This window comes from Alkalihalophilus pseudofirmus OF4, from assembly GCF_000005825.2.
Lineage (GTDB): Bacteria > Bacillota > Bacilli > Bacillales > Bacillaceae_D > Alkalihalophilus > Alkalihalophilus pseudofirmus.
Genome location: NC_013791.2, coordinates 69941 through 86330 on the forward strand (window position 1 = coordinate 69941; position 16390 = coordinate 86330).

At 41.3% G+C, this 16390-nt stretch carries 16 protein-coding genes and 1 tRNA gene; all 17 read left to right on the forward strand.

The window, feature by feature from the left end:
* Positions 1–96: 96 nt before the first annotated feature.
* The 17 genes from spoVT (at position 97) to ftsH (ending at position 16379) form a co-directional block, all read left to right on the forward strand.
* Positions 97–636, forward strand: a complete 540-nt coding sequence (gene spoVT / locus BPOF4_RS00320) for a stage V sporulation protein T (RefSeq protein ID WP_012957077.1) — start codon at positions 97–99, stop codon at positions 634–636.
* Between the two features lie 180 nt (positions 637–816).
* Complete coding sequence (locus tag BPOF4_RS00325; protein WP_012957078.1) at positions 817–2412, forward strand: putative polysaccharide biosynthesis protein; 1596 nt, start codon at positions 817–819, stop codon at positions 2410–2412.
* Positions 2413–2424: 12 nt separating this feature from the next.
* Positions 2425–3882, forward strand: coding sequence for a bifunctional methyltransferase/pyrophosphohydrolase YabN (yabN, locus tag BPOF4_RS00330; protein ID WP_012957079.1), 1458 nt, complete (start codon positions 2425–2427; stop codon positions 3880–3882).
* Between the two features lie 13 nt (positions 3883–3895).
* Entirely contained in the window at positions 3896–4168 is a 273-nt protein-coding gene (locus BPOF4_RS00335; RefSeq protein ID WP_012957080.1) for an RNA-binding S4 domain-containing protein, read from the forward strand.
* Positions 4169–4260: 92 nt separating this feature from the next.
* Positions 4261–4572, forward strand: coding sequence for a sporulation protein YabP (yabP, locus tag BPOF4_RS00340; RefSeq protein WP_012957081.1), 312 nt, complete (start codon positions 4261–4263; stop codon positions 4570–4572).
* Entirely contained in the window at positions 4569–5150 is a 582-nt protein-coding gene (yabQ, locus tag BPOF4_RS00345; protein ID WP_012957082.1) for a spore cortex biosynthesis protein YabQ, read from the forward strand. Before yabP ends, yabQ begins: the two co-directional genes overlap by 4 nt.
* A 13-nt stretch (positions 5151–5163) precedes the next feature.
* Positions 5164–5544: an FtsB family cell division protein gene (locus BPOF4_RS00350; protein WP_012957083.1), complete on the forward strand. Its 381-nt coding sequence runs from the start codon at positions 5164–5166 to the stop codon at positions 5542–5544.
* A gap of 72 nt (positions 5545–5616) precedes the next feature.
* Complete coding sequence (locus tag BPOF4_RS00355) at positions 5617–6096, forward strand: S1 domain-containing RNA-binding protein (protein WP_012957084.1); 480 nt, start codon at positions 5617–5619, stop codon at positions 6094–6096.
* A gap of 187 nt (positions 6097–6283) precedes the next feature.
* Positions 6284–6360: transfer RNA gene (locus BPOF4_RS00360), tRNA-Met, on the forward strand.
* 303 nt (positions 6361–6663) lie between these two features.
* Complete coding sequence (gene spoIIE / locus BPOF4_RS00365) at positions 6664–9156, forward strand: stage II sporulation protein E (protein ID WP_012957085.1); 2493 nt, start codon at positions 6664–6666, stop codon at positions 9154–9156.
* A 107-nt stretch (positions 9157–9263) separates the two neighbouring features.
* Positions 9264–10004 (forward strand): vWA domain-containing protein, encoded by a 741-nt coding sequence (locus BPOF4_RS00370; RefSeq protein WP_012957086.1) that lies wholly within the window; start codon positions 9264–9266, stop codon positions 10002–10004.
* On the forward strand, positions 9967–10977 hold the full coding sequence (locus BPOF4_RS00375; RefSeq protein WP_012957087.1) for a protein kinase domain-containing protein: 1011 nt from the start codon (positions 9967–9969) through the stop codon (positions 10975–10977). The genes BPOF4_RS00370 and BPOF4_RS00375 overlap by 38 nt, the downstream gene beginning before the upstream one ends.
* A 99-nt stretch (positions 10978–11076) precedes the next feature.
* Positions 11077–11826: a threonine/serine exporter family protein gene (locus tag BPOF4_RS00380; RefSeq protein WP_012957088.1), complete on the forward strand. Its 750-nt coding sequence runs from the start codon at positions 11077–11079 to the stop codon at positions 11824–11826.
* Positions 11827–11838: 12 nt separating this feature from the next.
* On the forward strand, positions 11839–12288 hold the full coding sequence (locus BPOF4_RS00385; RefSeq protein WP_012957089.1) for a threonine/serine exporter family protein: 450 nt from the start codon (positions 11839–11841) through the stop codon (positions 12286–12288).
* Positions 12269–13666: a tRNA lysidine(34) synthetase TilS gene (gene tilS / locus BPOF4_RS00390; protein ID WP_012957090.1), complete on the forward strand. Its 1398-nt coding sequence runs from the start codon at positions 12269–12271 to the stop codon at positions 13664–13666. The genes BPOF4_RS00385 and tilS overlap by 20 nt, the downstream gene beginning before the upstream one ends.
* Before the next feature lie 64 nt (positions 13667–13730).
* Positions 13731–14270 carry a hypoxanthine phosphoribosyltransferase gene (gene hpt / locus BPOF4_RS00395; protein ID WP_012957091.1) on the forward strand — a complete coding sequence of 180 codons (540 nt, stop codon included), beginning with the start codon at positions 13731–13733 and terminating at the stop codon, positions 14268–14270.
* Positions 14271–14339: 69 nt separating this feature from the next.
* A complete protein-coding gene (gene ftsH / locus BPOF4_RS00400) occupies positions 14340–16379 on the forward strand; it encodes an ATP-dependent zinc metalloprotease FtsH (RefSeq protein WP_012957092.1) in 2040 nt (679 codons plus the stop codon).
* The last annotated feature ends 11 nt before the right edge of the window (positions 16380–16390 follow it).

Here is a 16390-nt window from a genome sequence, read left to right on the forward strand (position 1 = left end):
ATTAAACGGATAATAGTAGTATGAAGCGATGATTTCACACTTTTAAACGTAGACACATCAAGACTATTACATCTTCAGAAAGTGGGGCACAGCAGCATGAAAGCAACTGGCATAGTACGACGTATTGATGATTTAGGTCGTGTCGTAATCCCGAAAGAAATCCGCAGAACCCTTCGCATCCGTGAAGGAGATCCTCTTGAGATCTTTGTTGATCGTGACGGAGAAGTCATCTTGAAAAAGTATTCTCCGATCTCAGAGCTTGGTGATTTTGCAAAAGAGTACGCAGAGGCGTTGTATGACAGCCTAAATCACCATGTGTTGATCGCTGATCGTGATACATATATCGCGGTGGCAGGCGCATCGAAAAAAGAGTTCTCTAATAAAGCAATCGGAGAAATTGTCGAGATGGCAATGGATGACCGAAAGTCTAAGCTTGAAGCTAACTCTGGTGAGTACAACTTAGTTGGAGATCATACTGACAGTCTTAAAGGATTTGTCGTGGCTCCGATTATTGCAAATGGAGATCCTATTGGGGCTGTTGTAATTTTCAATAAAGAACAAAGCTTGAATGGATCGCTAGAACAAAAGCTTGCAGAGACTGCAGCTAGCTTTTTAGCTCGTCAAATGGAACATTAAAAGTCAAAGCTTGTCTCCTGTATGGGAGGACAAGCTTTTTCCTTTTCATTAACCTTAAATTCATTAATCTTAAACCATTAACCTTAATTCACTAACCGTAAAATATGCGGGGTAATACTTGGTTTCATTACCCAATTTTATTATGATAAGGAAAGGTATATAAGTGGAGGAGGACAACATTTGCAACAAGAACAAAGCCATCAACTGATTAAAGGTGCGATGGCGTTATCTGCTGCTGCTTTGTTTGCGAAAATATTGAGCGCAGGGTATAGAATCCCCTATCAAAATATAGCGGGTGATATTGGGTTTTATGTGTATCAGCAGCTTTACCCTTTTTATGGTTTGGTCATGCTTTTGTCTATGTATGGATTTCCGGTGGTCATCTCAAAACGAGTGGCTGAACTAGAAGCAGCAGGACAAGTACAGAGGGCGAGGCTGACAGTGGCGGTTTCCTTTTATGGCTTACTCGTTCTAGCTGCAGCAGCGTGGGCTGCTATGTACTTTAGTGCACCGCTGTTAGCGCAGGTTATGGGAGATACGCAATTAACTGCACCGCTGCGTGCAGTGAGTTTAACATTTTGGTTTATTCCCTTTTTAAGTGTAGGAAGAGGCCTTCACCAAGCAAGGCGTGAATTGCTTCCGACAGCGATCTCTCACATCAGCGAACAGTTTGTGCGAGTTGCGATGATTATTATTTTTGTTGTCGTGATTATGAGTCAAACCGCTAACCCGTATGATGCAGGCAAGGGGGCAGTATATGGATCCTTAATCGGGGGAGTTGTTGGTGTGATTGTAATTATTTTCTTATCAAAATCTATCGCTTGGACGGAATGGCTGAAGGTGAGTGGGGCATCACTCAAGGAAGTGTTATCCATCCACTCCTTGCTTTTTAAACAAGGTATTTTCATTTGTATCAGTGCGCTATTATTTATTTTTATTCAATTTATTGATGCATTTACGATGATTCCACTCCTTCAAAACTTTGGATTAATAGGAGAGCATGCCTATGCTGCTAAAGGAGTGTATGATCGCGGGCAGCCGTTATTACAGCTTGGGACGATTGTGACAACCACATTCTCATTGGCTCTCGTGCCGCTGATCGCACAAGCAATCGCCGCAAAGGAAAGAGAAAAAGCAGGTTTTTATCGTGATTTAGCTATGCGGTTAACGTTATTTATCGGCGGAGCAGCTTCTATCGGACTTTTTATGATCATTGAACCGGCTAATATTATGTTATATGGTAATTCCCGTGGTTCTGAAGTTTTGGCTGTTTTAGCCTTCGCTATATTCTTTAGCTCGATTTATTTAACAACGGCTGCCATCTTGCAAGGATATGGTTATGTTCATATACCAGCTTGGGTTATGGGCCTTGGTATTCTCGTGAAGCTTGGGCTTAATATTCTTTTAGTCCCTGTTATAGGAACGCTAGGAAGTGCCGTGTCAACGGTTGCAGCTATTGCATGCATGGCGCTTGTTCAATTAGTAATAATTAGAAAGCTTGAAGGCTTTGTCATAAGATCGAATCAGTACTACTGGCTGTTTTTTGGCGCAATGATTTTGCTTATTGTCGTAACGTTTACATGGGGTGGATTGGTATCTTACCTGTTTGATATGGAAGGAAGCAGAATTCAAGCAGCTGCGGCCGCCTTATCAACCGTGATGGCTGGAGGTGCAGTGATCGGGTGGTACTTCTTCTTTTTACCGATTCTTAAGGAGGAAGAATGGCAGGCTGTACCGAAATTAAATAAGCTGCGCTTAAAGGTGCGCAGAAGATAAGAGGGATAAGACATGAGTATAATTAATATTATAGGGCTCGGAGCGGGAGATTTAGAGCAGATGCCGCTTGGGGTGTATCGTCACTTGAAGCAAGCAGAAGTGCTGTATGTCCGCACAGAAGACCATCCTGTTTTAGACGAGCTGCGTCATGAAGGTGTTACGTTTCAGTCGTTTGATCACGTATATGAGCAATTTGATCAATTTGAAGATGTATACCGAAGCATTACTGCACAGCTTATAGAGGCCGCATCAGAAGGAGCTATTACTTATGCGGTGCCGGGGCATCCCTTTGTCGCTGAGAGGACGATCCAATTATTACTCGATGAAACGAAGGATAAAGAGATCCATCTTGAATTTTTAGGAGGGCAAAGCTTTCTTGACCCGATGTATAATGCTCTTAAGATTGATCCGATTGAAGGGTGTCAGATCGTTGATGGAACGGCACTAAATCGAGACGAGCTTGAACTGACTCACCACATCATTATTGTCCAAGTATATGATGCGATGATTGCATCTGATGTGAAATTAACATTAATGGAGCGACTGCCTGATGATTATGAAGTCGTTATTGCAACAGCAGTCGGATCAGCTAAAGAACAACTGACTAAGGTTCCTTTATATGAACTAGATCATGCAACCACATTAAATAATTTAACTGCGGTCTACGTGCCCCCTGTTAAAGATGGGGCCTTACTGGCTGCAGAGTTTACAAGATTACGTGAAGTCATAGCGGCACTCAGAGGACCAGATGGGTGCCCGTGGGATAAAAAACAGACGCATCAATCATTAAAAAAGTACCTCATTGAAGAAGCGTACGAGGTGCTAGAAGCGATTGATGAAGAGGATGATGATCATCTTATTGAAGAGCTTGGAGATGTCCTTTTGCAAGTCATGCTTCATGCTCAAATTGGAGAAGATGAAGGCTGGTTCTCTATCGGTGATATCATCGAATCAACTACAGAGAAAATGATTCGCCGCCATCCGCATGTATTTGGAAATGAGTGTGCAGAAGATGCAGAAGCTGTGCTTGCAAATTGGGAAGAGATTAAGAAGGCTGAAAAAGGGAACAAAGAAGAGAGCATGCTAGATGGGATTCCAAAAGGTCTGCCGTCCCTGATGACAGCAGATCAGCTTCAGAAAAAAGCAGCCCGTGTAGGTTTTGATTGGGATGATGTTCAGCCGATGTGGGATAAGCTTACTGAAGAGCTTGCCGAATTCCGTGAAGAAGTGGGTGCAGGCGATAAAGAAAATATGGAAAAAGAGCTGGGTGATATTTTGTTTGTGATTGTTAATATCGCGCGCTTTTATAAAATAAATTCAGAAGAAGCACTGCGCTTAACAAATCAAAAATTTAAAAATCGTTTTACTTACATTGAACAGCAGGTGAAGAAGACGAACAAAGAAATGACAGATTGCACGTTAGAAGAGCTTGATCAGCTTTGGGACGAATCTAAATCTACTTATAAATAGGGGAGAGACACATATGAGACTAGATAAATTTTTGAAAGTATCTCGTTTAATTAAACGACGCACACTAGCTAAAGAAGTATGTGACCAAGGCCGAATCAGCATAAATGGCCAGCAAGCGAAAGCAGGGTCAAATGTGAAAGCTGGAGATGAACTGGTAGTTAGGTTCGGTCAGAAGCTTGTAACGGTAGAAATTAATGAAGTGAAAGAAACGAGCCGTAAAGAAGAGGCAGGCTCCATGTATACGATAGTAAAAGAAGAATCTTTAAAAGATAATCACTCACTGTAAGAAAGTAGGAACAAGCCCCGTAATGGGAGCTTGTTCTATTTTTTTTGCTCAGTTCATACACATGTGGTAAAGAACAGAGAGGGGAAGATAAAATGACGGATCAATATGAGTTTGGAACTCCAATGGGGCGGGAAAGAAAGAATAATGATCATGATATTACCCTGCGCGGGAGAAAACAATTAGATATTACTGGTGTAAAACAAGTAGAGAGCTTTGATAATGAAGAGTTTCTGTTGGAAACAGTAATGGGATTTTTATCAGTCAGAGGGCGTAATCTTCATATGAAAAACCTTAATGTTGAACTCGGTCTTGTGTCCATCGAAGGGAAAATTGATGACTTTGTCTATCTTGATCAGAGCCAGCAAGATAAATCCAAAGGGTTCTTTGGGAAGCTATTCAAGTGAGTCTGACGGTTCAATTTTACACAATGGTATCAATGGCTGCGATGGGCATTTGGCTCGGTGCAGCGATTGATACGTATGGACGCTTCCTTCGAAAACGACGCTCCTTTCACTGGTTGACGGCCTTAAAAGATGTATTATTTTGGCTGATTCAAGGGCTGATCGTTTTTTATGTACTCCTTGAATCAAATCATGGTGAAGTCAGGTTTTATGTATTTTTAGCTATTTTATGCGGCTACGCCTGCTATAAAGCGCTGCTTCAGAACACTTATCAGCGCTCATTAGAATTAATTATTCGTTTATCTATTGCTTTTTACCGGTTTGTCACAAAATTGTTCAATATCCTACTTATTGTTCCTGTAAAGTACGTATTGAAACTGCTTTATACGTTAGGTATGATGGTAGTAACTGCTATTGTGGCTATCTTTTTATTTATCTTCAGAATCATCTGGAGGCCGTTAAGATGGGCCTTGCGTTTAATCGGAAAAGCCACACGAATAGATAGAGCTTATAAAAAACTTTCGCCTTATTTTTTGAAAATAAAGGAATATATAAAGGCGATGCGGAAAAAGAAAGAGTAAGGAGGGGATAAAAATGGTCACAAAGCGTTCGTCAACCGTGCGAGAAATGGATTCACAGTACATTGAAAAGCGGGAGCAGGAACTTGAGTTTCAAGCAAAGAAACGCAGAGGGTTGATCCGTAGATTAAGTGTGCTGGGTATTTTCGGATTTATACTCGCTGGAATTGCATCTGTGACATTTTATGCCCAAGCATCAACCATAAATGAAAAACAAGAAGAAAAGCAGGCTCTTGAACAAGAGCTTGAGTTATTGAAAGCAGAGGAAAAGAGACTTGAACAAGAAATCATTAACTATAATGATCTGGACTATATAGCAGAGATTGCGAGAAGGGATTATTATTTGTCCAAGCCTGGGGAAACATTGTTTAAACTTCCAGATTCTTCAGCTGATTGACACCTTTTTTTCATTCGGGTATAATGTAGGAAACGAATATTTACAGATTTCTTAAGGAGGATCTATTTTTTCATGTCAATTGAAGTAGGCAGCAAGTTGCAGGGTAAGGTTACTGGAATTACAAATTTTGGAGCGTTTGTTGAGTTACCGGGTGGTTCTACCGGCCTTGTACACATCAGTGAAGTTGCTGATAATTACGTTAAGGATATTAATGAGTTTTTAAAGGTTGGAGAAGAAGTTACAGTTAAGGTTGTAAATGTGGAGAAGGATGGAAAGATCGGTTTATCCATTCGTAAAGCAAAAGACCGTCCGGAAGGTTCCGAAAGACCTGCACGTCCTAGTCGTCCAAGCCCATCAGGACGTCCGCCGCGTCCGCAAGGCGGCGGAAGAGGTCCACAAGGTGGAAATCGTGGTCCTCGGACAAACAGCAGACCAGCACCATCATTTGAAGATAAGATGAGTCGTTTCTTAAAAGATAGTGAGGAGCGTCTTTCAACCATCAAGCGTCAAACGGAGTCTAAGCGTGGCGGTCGTGGCGCTCGCCGTGGTTAACTTGCTGTCAGCTTCTTTATACAAATATAAGACAAGCAGAAATGCTTGTCTTTTACTTTTCATAAAACGTTGTATAGACTGGTCTAAAAAAGAATATAAAAAAATGATTTAAATGGGTTGACTCTTTTAAAAGAAGGGTGTATAGTAATACTTGTCGTTAATGACACGTTGATGACACACAATATATGGCGGTGTAGCTCAGCTGGCTAGAGCGTACGGTTCATACCCGTGAGGTCGTGGGTTCGACTCCCTCCGCCGCTACCATATACATATTCAAACTTGGATCTATTCAGATTCAAGTTTTTTTGTGCTCTCGTAAGTGGGGAGTTTGCCAATAGAACCATTTTAAACAAAGAACTTTTCCTCATCTTTCTTCAGCATATCCCCCCCATCTCCTAGCAAATGAGTGATTTATCCTGTTCATTTTGCTTAAACCTGTTGTATTTAATCCTCTTTTAGCCGAATTAAGTCGAACGATTCTTTTCTTGCCAAACCTTAATATGACAAAAATTGAAAGACTATTCTGTTTATAATGAAACCACGATTCTAATATGGGTGGTGGGTATGATGATAAGGAAGGCGGCTAAAGAAATGATTGAACCTGCTCGCAGTGTAATGGTTCATGAAAGATTAATCAGTTTTACGAGTGGAATGCTCACAAAAGCCGGCAAGACGACGCAAGCGATTTTTTACCAATGGGGCCTGCTTGTTGCGGTTGTAGGTTTTTTACTTGGACGAGCCATGATTTTATCTGAACTGACACCGTTTGTTCTTCCGTTTTTAGCTGCTGTATATATGTTGAAACGAGAGAAGGCGGGTATCGCTGCACTAGCATTAATGGCTGGGGCGCTAACGAGTTACCATGGCAGCATTGCCTTTGTCATCGTAGCGATCTTCTTATATGTTCTGATGCAAAAAGTGGTTGGGAGGTATGTAGATAAAACGACAAAAGCTTTGCCGTATACGGTGTTTGCAGCAAGTATGACAGCGAGGCTGGGTTTAGTGTTTATCTTAGAAGGAACGATTACTAATTATGCTCTTATGATGGCAACAGTTGAAGCTGGGCTCAGTTTTATTCTTACTATGATTTTCCTGCAAAGTGTACCTCTAGTCACATCAAGAAAAGTGAAGCAGCCGCTTCGAAATGAAGAGATTGTCTGTTTAATTATCTTATTAGCATCTGTTATGACAGGGACGGTTGGCTGGGTCATTTATGATGTAACAGTGGAACATGTATTAGCTCGCTATCTTGTGTTAATTTTTGCTTTTGTAGGTGGTGCAGCAATTGGGTCGACTGTTGGTGTCGTAACAGGTTTAATATTAAGCCTCGCTAGTGTGGCAAGCTTGTATCAAATGAGCTTACTTGCATTTTCTGGTTTGCTTGGCGGGTTATTAAAAGACGGCAAAAAGATTGGAGTCGGTATAGGATTATTAGTTGGTACCTTATTAATTGGACTATACGGAGAAGGGGGTACGAATCTAGGAGTCACTTTGCTCGAATCTCTTGCCGCAATTGCAATATTTATGCTGACACCTAGAGATCTTATCGGGAAGCTGGCGAGATATATTCCAGGCACAACAGAGTACTCCAAAGAGCAGCAGCAATATTTGCGAAAAATTAGAGATGTAACAGCAGGACGAGTGGAACAGTTCTCTACACTTTTTCAAACACTATCACAAAGCTTCCAAACTTCACCTGATACGGATATTCCAGAAGATGCAGAGAGGGAGGTTGACTACTTCTTAAGTAATGTAACAGAAAAAACATGTCAAACATGCTTCAAAAAAGAAAAGTGCTGGGTGCAGAACTTCTCTTCCACTTATGAGTCAATGCAAAAGCTTATGAAAGAAACCGAGGAGCGTGGTGAAGTGACAAGTCAGCTGCTTTTATCAGAATGGAAAAAGCAGTGCATTAAACCAGAGAAGGTCATTCAAGCCATTGAACATGAACATGGTCACTTCCAAGCGAATCAAAAATTAAAAAGACAAGTGCTTGAGAGCCGTAAGCTAGTAGCGGACCAACTGTTAGGTGTCTCGAGAGTTATGGGTGATTTTGCAAAAGAAATTCAAAAGGAAAAGCAGGCTCATCATCATCAAGAAGAGCAAATGCTAGAAGCGCTAAGAGGGGTCGGGCTCGAAGTTGGCCATATTGATATCTATAATTTAGAGAAAGGGAATATTGAGATTGAAATGAGCATTTCTTTTGATCAGGGACATGGACAAGCAGAGAAGATTATTGCCCCAATGCTTTCTGATCTATTAAAAGAAACGATTGTCGTAAAAGCAGAGCAAGCGTCCTATTACCCGAATGGCTATAGTCATATTTCATTTAGTTCCGCGAAAAAATTTGTCATAGAAACAGGAATTGCAAATGTAGCAAAAGGGGGGGCATACGTCTCTGGAGACAGTTATTCTACAATTGAGCTTGGAGCCGGAAAATACGCGATAGCTATTAGTGACGGAATGGGAAATGGAGAGCGTGCTCACCTAGAGAGTAATGAAACGCTTCAGTTGCTGCAGAAGGTCCTGCAATCAGGGATTGAAGAGACCGTTGCGATAAAGTCAGTGAACTCAGTTTTATCACTGAGAACAACAGATGAGATCTTTTCCACCCTCGACTTAGCTATGATTGACTTACAAGATGCTACCGCACGTTTCTTGAAAATAGGATCCATTCCAAGCTTTATTAAGAGAGGAGATAAAGTCATTAAAATTGAGGCAAGCAATCTGCCCATGGGTATTATTCAAGAGTTTGATGTGGATGTCGTAAGTGAGCAGTTAAAGCCGGGAGATCTATTAATTATGATGAGTGATGGAATATTTGAAGCTCCAAAACATGTAGAAAACAAAGAAATGTGGGTTAGACGCATGATCAATGAGCTTGACACAACGGATCCTCAGCAAGTAGCTGATGTCATGTTAGAAAAAGTCATACGATCTGGCCGAGGGATGATTGAAGATGATATGACTATTATTGTAGCGGAAGTGAAGCGCAATACACCGAAGTGGGCAGCCATTCCGCTCTATAAGTCTCCTAAGTTATTAAGAAAGAGAGCATAACATCTCAGGCAGAGGTAATATTCCCCAATTTAATAAATACTAAACGTATAAATCCTCTTCAGGTGGTGAATGATGGTAACATTCAGTTTACTTGGAGGGGATCAGTTTTGAGTAGAGGTACGTTAAAGCAAATTTTATTGTTAACAGATGGTCACTCAAATCAAGGAGAAGATCCAGTTGCTATTGCGGCGCTTGCTAAAGAGCAAGGTATTACGGTGAATGTAATTGGGGTAGTAGATGAGAATCATTTAAATAAACAAGGAATTGATGAAATTGAAGCAATTGCCCTGGCAGGTGGCGGGGTCAGCCAAATTGTCTATGCAAAGCAGCTCGCAAAAACCGTCCAGATGGTGACTAGAAAAGCGATGACTCAAACCTTACACGGGGTAGTAAATAAAGAGTTGCAGCAGATTTTAGGTAAAGACCAAGAAATGGAAGATCTCTCTCCCGAAAAAAGAGGTCAAGTAATGGAAGTGGTAGATGAATTAGGAGAAACCATTCATCTGGATGTTCTTATTTTAGTAGATACGAGTGCAAGTATGAATAATAAACTGCCAATGGTTCAAGAGGCTTTAACAGATCTTTCTATCAGCCTCACATCACGTATGGGTGAAAATCGATTTGCACTTTATGCATTTCCCGGGAAAAGACGTGAGGTTGACCGTTTACTAGATTGGACACCTCAGCTTCAGTCTCTTACTGGTGTATTCCATAAATTATCATCAGGCGGTATTACGCCTACAGGTCCAGCATTGCAAGCAGCATTGCAAAAGTTTTCAAAAGGCGGTTCAAGAAGGAGTTTGATGGCTGGTGATGAAGAACAGCTCTTCAGAGAATCTGGCATATAAGCTGACTGCCGGGACAAGGCTGCTTGGTAAATGGCATCAAGAACGGTACAAGATCATACGTTCTCTCGGGTCTGGAGCGACTGGGAAAGTATATCTAGCCGAATCGGTTCACGGGCTGGTAGCTCTTAAAGTAGGAATTGATAACATGGCTATTACATCAGAGGTAAATGTGTTAAAGCACTTTGAGAAGGTCCAAGGACAAACGCTTGGACCTTCTTTACTAGATGTAGATGATGCAGTAGTGGGCGGGGTGACCCTTCCTTTTTATGCGATGGAATACTTAGACGGCCAGGAGCTGATTACGTATTTATCCAATAAAGGGGCAGAATGGTTCGGTCTCTTAATCATTCAGCTGTTAGGAGATTTAGATAAGCTCCACCAAGCTGGATGGGCCTTTGGAGATTTAAAACCTGATAATTTACTAGTAGTAGGCCCGCCTGCTCGTATCCGGTGGCTTGATGTCGGGGGTACAACCTTACTCGGCCGTTCAATCAAAGAATACACAGAGTTTTATGACCGTGGGTATTGGGGATGCGGGACAAGAGTAGCTGAGCCGAGCTATGATCTTTTTAGTGTGGCTATGATTATGATAAACTGCGCCTACCCTAAGCGATTTGATAAAAAAGGCGATAAGCCGATTGTTTTGTTAAAAGAAAAGGTCGATCAAAGCAGCTATTTAGGCCCGTATCAACATGTCATTTATAAAGCATTGCAGGGTAAATACGCTCATGCAGCCGACATGAGAAAAGATATGGTTGAAGCTGTATCAAATGCTTCTTCTTATAAGGCACCAAAACAAAAAACGGCTGTTCGGAGTAAAGCTAAGTCAAGAAGTAGACAAAAGCCGGTCAAAAAACAGGTGAAGATGCAAAAACAGAAAAAGAAAAAACCATCTTACTTTGTTGAAATCTTCCTCGTCTGCTCTTTTATTCTTTTAGCATATATCCTATACTTATTTGGACAAATGATGTAGGGTTCCTTTACGAGGTTAATGTTTGCATTAACTGATAGCTCTTCTGAATGAAGAAGGCTGATTGGAGCTGCTAATTGAGTAGAACGGGGGGTGCAAGGCATGAATGCAGATCGGATGATGGACATTTGTATGCTCGCTGGAGAAATTATGCTGACTTACGGTGCAGAAACATACCGTGTAGAAGAGACGCTTGAGCGTATGGCTAAGTCTGCCGGGTTTAAAAATGTGCATAGCTTTGTCACCACGACAGGAATTTTTCTTTCGTTTGATGTAGAAGGCAATGATGTCATGCAGATGATCCGTGTCGATGATCGGATGCAGGATTTAAATAAGGTTTCTCTTGTTAACCAATTATCGAGGGAGTTCGTAAGCGGCCTATTGGACGGGGATGAGGCATATAAAAAATTAGAGGAAATTGCTAAAGCCCCGATGAATTATTCTCCATGGCTTCTACATATTGCTTCAGGTGTAGCAGGAGGGGCTTTTTCGTATTTATTCGGCGGGAACTTATTTGATACGATTCCAGCCTTTATTGCAGGCTTTGCGGCTAGCTTTAGTGTAGTAGCATTACAGGAGTATATGAAGGTCAAATTTTTTGCTGAATTTATGTCTGCATTTTTGGGAGGCGCAGTAGCTATTCTTCTAGTGTTGCTTGGCTTAGGTGAAAACTTAGACCAAGTGATTATTGGAACGTTAATGCCGCTTGTCCCAGGTGTTCCTCTTACAAATGCTGTGCGTGATTTGATGTCTGGAGATTTAATAGCCGGAGTCAGCCGCGGAGCAGAGGCTGTGATTACAGCATTATCAATAGCAACAGGCATTGCATTAGCTATAGCCTTGCTGTTATAAGGAGGGATACCAATGATAGTAGAACTTATCTTTTGTTTTATGGCAACCGTTGCTTTTGGAGTCATCTTTAATGTTCCTTATAAAGTTATTTGGCTTGGCGGATTGATCGGATCTGTGGCGTGGTTTATTTATTCTACCTTACCTAACTGGGATATATCCGTAATTTTTGCAACAGCGATTGCATCACTTGTAAGTGCCACCATCTCGCATTTCTTAGCCAAAAGATACCGAGTACCGGTGACCACTTTTAGTATTCCAGGAATTATACCACTCGTACCGGGAAGCCGAGCTTATTTTACCATGCTTGCTTTTGTGGATGGAAATTACATCGAGGGACTTCAGCTTGGAATTGAAACGATGCTCCAAGCAGGGGCGATTGCTGCAGGTCTGGTGTTTGCGTTGTCGGTTTTCTCATTTGGTAAAGGGGGTATAGGGCAGCGGTATGAGTCAAGACGTTCATGATTTTATTATAAAACATAAACTATTAAATGAAGTACAAACCGTTTTTGTTGCCGTGTCCGGAGGTCCTGATTCTATGGCACTTCTCCATTACTTAATAAAACGGCGTGAGATGTACGGGATAGAAGTTGAGGCTGTCCATGTTAATCATCAACTGAGGGGCGCTGAATCAGTTGATGACGAGCAGTACGTGCGAAAATTTTGCACAGAGCATAACATCCCTTTACATACTAAGAAAATGGATGTACAAACATTCGCTTCACAAAACAAAATGGGGACGCAAAAAGCAGCCAGCGAACTAAGGTATCAGTGGTTTGATGAATGGTTAGAAAATCGCCCGCATTCATGTATAGCTACCGCTCACCATGGTGATGATCAAACGGAAACGATCTTAATGACTATGGTGCGGGGAGGAAACTTGCTTGTCCCGTCAGGAATTAATGTGAAGAGAATTCTTCAAAACGGGTTTGTAATTCGCCCGTTTTTGGGAATAACAAAAGAAGAAATCGAGCATTATTGTAAGAGGGAAGGAATCACCCCGCGTATAGATTCGAGCAATCATTCAATGAAGTACACAAGAAATCGGTACAGACAACAGATTATGCCCTTTATTAAGTCGGAAAACCCATCTGTGCACATTCATATGCAACGTTTTCAAGAGTGGCAGCGTGATGATCAGAGCTATTTAATGGAGTTAGCAGAAGAGGCATTTAAGTCAATTGTTGTCAAAAAAAGTGAACAATCCATTACAATTTCGATTGAAGCAACAGAACGTCTGCGCTTCCCTTTACAAAGAAGGGTGATTCATCTAATATTAAGGTATCTTTACGGGAAAAATTCACCATCTAGTACATCTATACATATCGAGCAGATTATCCGCTTGCTCAACAGGCAGGAACCGTCTAAAGAACTTCATTTAGCAAACGGTCTTTTTGTATACCTTAGCTATGACTGCTGCCACTTTACCCTAAAGCCGCAAATAAAAGAAGAACAACCTCTTGTTCCTCTAACGGTGCCGGGAAAAACAGATACTGCTGCCGGAACATTCACTTCCTATTATCTAGAGACTTCGGACATACCTGTAGATCAAAAGCATATGCTTCACTTAGATGCTGATAAGGTAGTATTCCCTCTTTCTATTAGAGGTGTACTGCCGGGTGATCGAATCTCACTTAGAGGAATGTCTGGCACGAAAAAAGTAAACCGGCTGTATATAGACCGGAAAGTGGATTCTGCGGTAAGAAAGGTATGGCCTTTGCTAGTCGATGGAAGCGGAGAATTATTATGGGTTCCTCTTTTGCATCGATCAAAAAGTGCAGTCATCACGGAACAGACGAAGCGTGTACTTGTATTAGTATTTGTACCATGTATTAGTATTTGACCAAATGATGAGTTTTTTTTGTTTCATGATTATAAGTCCATTACAGGAGGGGCATTTTAAATTGATGAGGGACGAAATTAAAGAAGTATTAATCTCAGAAGAAGAAATTCAAGAAAAAGTGAAAGAGTTAGGAAAGGCGATTACAGAAGAATATGATGGTCGTTTTCCTTTAGTAGTAGGAGTTTTAAAAGGCGCAATGCCGTTTATGGGTGATTTAACAAAGCGTATAGACACACATCTTGAAATGGACTTTATGGATGTTTCAAGCTACGGTGCTGGTATGGTTTCTTCAGGTGAAGTGAAGATTCTAAAAGACTTAGATACATCTGTTGAAGGCCGTGATGTATTAATTCTTGAAGACATTATTGATAGCGGCTTAACGTTAAGCTATTTGATTAAGCTTTTCCACTACCGTAAAGCGAAGTCAGTGAAAGTAGTTACTTTACTTGATAAGCCGGACGGAAGAAAGGTTGACCTTGTTCCAGATATGGCTGGTTTTACAGTGCCAGATGCATTTGTTGTTGGATACGGGCTAGATTATGCTGAGCGTTATCGTAACCTGCCGTATATCGGTGTGTTAAAGCCAGAGATCTACGAGAGTTAATATTTGAGTGGTAAAGATTACTTATGATACGATAAACGAAGCTATAATGCCCGTCGGAGGAGGTCAAGGATGAATCGGATATTCCGTAATACGATTTTTTATTTACTCATTTTCCTAGTCATTGTCGGGATTGTGAGTGTATTCAACTCTGATCAAACAGAAACAGAGAACGTATCGTTTAATGAATTTGCTGAAAGGCTTGAGAATGGTCAGGTTCAAGAATTATCAGTGAAACCTGAGAGACAAGTGTACTTAGTGCGCGGTCAATTTAATGATCAAGCTGAAGATGAGTTTTTCCAAACGTATGCTCTACGCAGCGAGCAGACTGCTGAACTTTTATTTAATGCAGAAGACCCAACAGGAACACCATTTAATTTAGAAATTGAGCCGGCTGATGAGACGAGCGGGTGGGTTCAATTTTTCACAGGGATTATTCCGTTTATCATTATCTTTATTCTCTTCTTCTTCTTACTAAGTCAAGCTCAAGGCGGCGGCAGCCGAGTGATGAACTTTGGTAAAAGTAAGGCGAAAATGGTTAATGAAGATAAGAAAAAAGCGAAATTTAAAGATGTTGCTGGTGCAGATGAGGAGAAACAAGAGCTTGTAGAAGTTGTTGAGTTCTTAAAAGACCCTCGTAAATTCTCTGCAATTGGCGCTCGTATTCCAAAAGGGGTGCTTTTAGTAGGACCTCCAGGTACAGGTAAAACATTACTTGCTCGTGCAGTAGCTGGTGAAGCTGGCGTACCGTTCTTCTCAATTAGTGGTTCAGACTTCGTTGAGATGTTTGTCGGTGTCGGTGCATCCCGTGTACGTGATTTATTTGAAAATGCGAAGAAAAACGCCCCATGTATCATCTTTATTGATGAGATTGATGCAGTAGGTCGTCAGCGTGGAGCTGGACTTGGCGGCGGACATGATGAGCGTGAACAAACATTAAACCAATTACTTGTTGAGATGGATGGCTTCAGCGCAAACGAAGGAATTATCATTATTGCGGCTACAAACCGTGCGGATATTCTAGATCCAGCCCTTCTTCGCCCAGGCCGTTTTGACCGTCAAATTCAAGTTAACCGTCCAGATGTAAATGGACGTGAGGAAGTATTAAAGGTTCACGCAAGAAACAAACCTTTAAATGATGATGTAAACTTAAAGACCATTGCTACAAGAACACCTGGCTTCTCAGGGGCTGATCTTGAAAACCTGCTAAATGAAGCAGCGTTAGTGGCAGCAAGACATGATCACACGAAGATCAGCATGATTCATATTGAAGAAGCGATTGACCGGGTAATTGCAGGGCCGGCTAAAAAGAGCCGTGTTATTTCACCTAAAGAAAAGAAAATTGTTGCATGGCATGAAGCTGGACATACCGTTGTAGGTGTGAAGCTTGAGAATGCTGACATGGTTCATAAAGTAACGATCGTCCCTCGTGGTATGGCGGGAGGATATGCGGTTATGCTTCCTAAAGAAGACCGTTATTTCATGACACAGCCAGAGCTACTTGATAAGATTATCGGACTCTTAGGTGGCCGTGTGGCGGAAGAAGTAACCTTTGGAGAAGTAAGTACGGGTGCTCATAATGATTTCCAACGAGCTACCGGTATAGCTAGAAAAATGGTTACAGAATACGGAATGAGTGAAAAGCTCGGTCCGATGCAGTTTATTTCTGGGTCTGGCGGTCAAGTATTCCTTGGTCGCGATATTCAAAATGAGCAGAACTACAGTGATGCGATTGCTCATGAGATTGACTTAGAAGTACAACGTATTATTAAAGAATGTTACGCACGTTGTAAACAAATTCTTCTTGAAAATAAAGACAGTCTTGATCTTGTAGCGAAAACGTTACTTGATATGGAGACGTTAGATGCGGAGCAAATTAAATCATTGGTGCATGAAGGAAAACTTCCTGATGATCATCATTTAAACGCTCACCTTGAAAAAGAGAAAGCATCGGAGTCAGATGTGAAAGTGAACATCAACTCTAAAAAAGAAGAAACACCGCAAGTAGAGGCTGAACAGCCGCAGGAACCAAACACAGATGAGCCGATTGAAAAAGATCCATCGGTGGAGGATAATCGTTCGTTTGAAGATGATACAAATAAAAAAGAATGATTAATCTTTTT

What these genes read in the sequence shown, in the direction of transcription:
- spoVT (WP_012957077.1), top strand. Translation starts at nt 97, where the DNA reads ATGAAAGCAACTGGCATAGTACGACGTATTGATGATTTAGGTCGTGTC.
- yabN (WP_012957079.1), top strand. Translation starts at nt 2,425, where the DNA reads ATGAGTATAATTAATATTATAGGGCTCGGAGCGGGAGATTTAGAGCAG.
- BPOF4_RS00335 (WP_012957080.1), top strand. Translation starts at nt 3,896, where the DNA reads ATGAGACTAGATAAATTTTTGAAAGTATCTCGTTTAATTAAACGACGC.
- yabP (WP_012957081.1), top strand. Translation starts at nt 4,261, where the DNA reads ATGACGGATCAATATGAGTTTGGAACTCCAATGGGGCGGGAAAGAAAG.
- BPOF4_RS00350 (WP_012957083.1), top strand. Translation starts at nt 5,164, where the DNA reads ATGGTCACAAAGCGTTCGTCAACCGTGCGAGAAATGGATTCACAGTAC.
- BPOF4_RS00355 (WP_012957084.1), top strand. Translation starts at nt 5,617, where the DNA reads ATGTCAATTGAAGTAGGCAGCAAGTTGCAGGGTAAGGTTACTGGAATT.
- spoIIE (WP_012957085.1), top strand. Translation starts at nt 6,664, where the DNA reads ATGATAAGGAAGGCGGCTAAAGAAATGATTGAACCTGCTCGCAGTGTA.
- BPOF4_RS00380 (WP_012957088.1), top strand. Translation starts at nt 11,077, where the DNA reads ATGAATGCAGATCGGATGATGGACATTTGTATGCTCGCTGGAGAAATT.
- BPOF4_RS00385 (WP_012957089.1), top strand. Translation starts at nt 11,839, where the DNA reads ATGATAGTAGAACTTATCTTTTGTTTTATGGCAACCGTTGCTTTTGGA.
- tilS (WP_012957090.1), top strand. Translation starts at nt 12,269, where the DNA reads ATGAGTCAAGACGTTCATGATTTTATTATAAAACATAAACTATTAAAT.
- hpt (WP_012957091.1), top strand. Translation starts at nt 13,731, where the DNA reads ATGAGGGACGAAATTAAAGAAGTATTAATCTCAGAAGAAGAAATTCAA.
- ftsH (WP_012957092.1), top strand. Translation starts at nt 14,340, where the DNA reads ATGAATCGGATATTCCGTAATACGATTTTTTATTTACTCATTTTCCTA.